Source organism: Aeromonas sp. QDB25 (assembly GCF_027707725.1).
Taxonomy (GTDB): domain Bacteria; phylum Pseudomonadota; class Gammaproteobacteria; order Enterobacterales; family Aeromonadaceae; genus Aeromonas; species Aeromonas caviae.
Genome location: NZ_JAPCIZ010000218.1, coordinates 1 through 1050, shown reverse-complemented (window position 1 = coordinate 1050; position 1050 = coordinate 1). Strand labels below are relative to the sequence as shown.

Genomic DNA, 1050 nt, shown 5'->3' with positions numbered 1-1050 from the left:
GGCCTTGTTGCACAAATCAGGGAACTATCTAGCCAAGTGGTGATCTGATCTCCCGGATCAATTACCGGGCACATGAGATGGGCAAGTCAACACACAACATCACCAACTGGAAAGAATATAACCAAGCGTTGGTACAACGCGGGTCGCTGACCGTCTGGATGGACGACCAGGCTATCAAGCAGTGGCATTGCCAGACTCATCATGGTCGGCGGGGGCGTGGCTTCCACTACAGCGATACTGCCATCGAGACGGCACTCATGCTCAAGGGCGTATTCAAGCTCCCACTGCGCGCCCTGGAGGGGTTTATAAACTCGCTGTTTAAGCTGATGCAGGTGCCCCTGACATCACCGGACTACAGCAGCATCAGCAGGCGGGCCAACACGGTGGAGGTCAAGTACCGGTTGCCCAGCCAGGGGGCCGTCGCCCACTTGGTAATTGATGCGACCGGGCTGAAGGTTTATGGCGAAGGTGAGTGGAAAGTCCGAAAGCATGGCAAGGAGAAGCGGCGTGTCTGGCGTAAGCTTCACTTGGCAGTGGATGCCGCCACCCATGCGATTGTCGCCGCCGAGGTTAGCCTCGAGACGGTGGCAGACAACGAAGTGTTCCCCAGTTTGCTCAACCCGTTACGACGCAAGATAGAGCAAGTCAGTGCGGATGGGGCTTATGACACGAAAGCCTGTCATGCCCTACTCAAGAAGAAGGGGGCCAAGGCCACTATCCCACCGAGAAAGAATGCGGCACTGTGGGAAGAGGGTCATCCGCGCAATGAAGCGGTCACGGCCCTCAAGGCGGGAGAGCTGGCGCAGTGGAAGCAGGCCTCTGGCTACCATCAACGCTCAAAAGCCGAGACAGCCATGTACCGAGTCAAGCAGCTCATCGGTGCAAAGCTGAGCCTGAGAAATTACAACGCGCAGGTAGGTGAAGCACTGGCGTGGGTGAAGGCTATCAACAGGATGACGGGGTTAGGTATGCCTGTACGACAGCAGGTCAACTGAGCGAAATCGGCGCTTGGAGAAAGTCCGTCCTGTTTTGGAATTGTGCAACAAGGCC

General features: G+C 56.7%; 1 protein-coding gene. It reads left to right on the top strand.

Annotated elements, in window-relative coordinates:
- The first annotated feature begins 77 nt into the window (after positions 1-77).
- Complete coding sequence (locus PG883_RS23555; protein WP_191604331.1) at positions 78-995, top strand: IS5 family transposase; 918 nt, start codon at positions 78-80, stop codon at positions 993-995.
- The last annotated feature ends 55 nt before the right edge of the window (positions 996-1050 follow it).

Bases quoted from the DNA above. Each gene is read 5' to 3' on its own strand.
- PG883_RS23555 (WP_191604331.1), top strand. From the start codon at position 78: ATGGGCAAGTCAACACACAACATCACCAACTGGAAAGAATATAACCAA.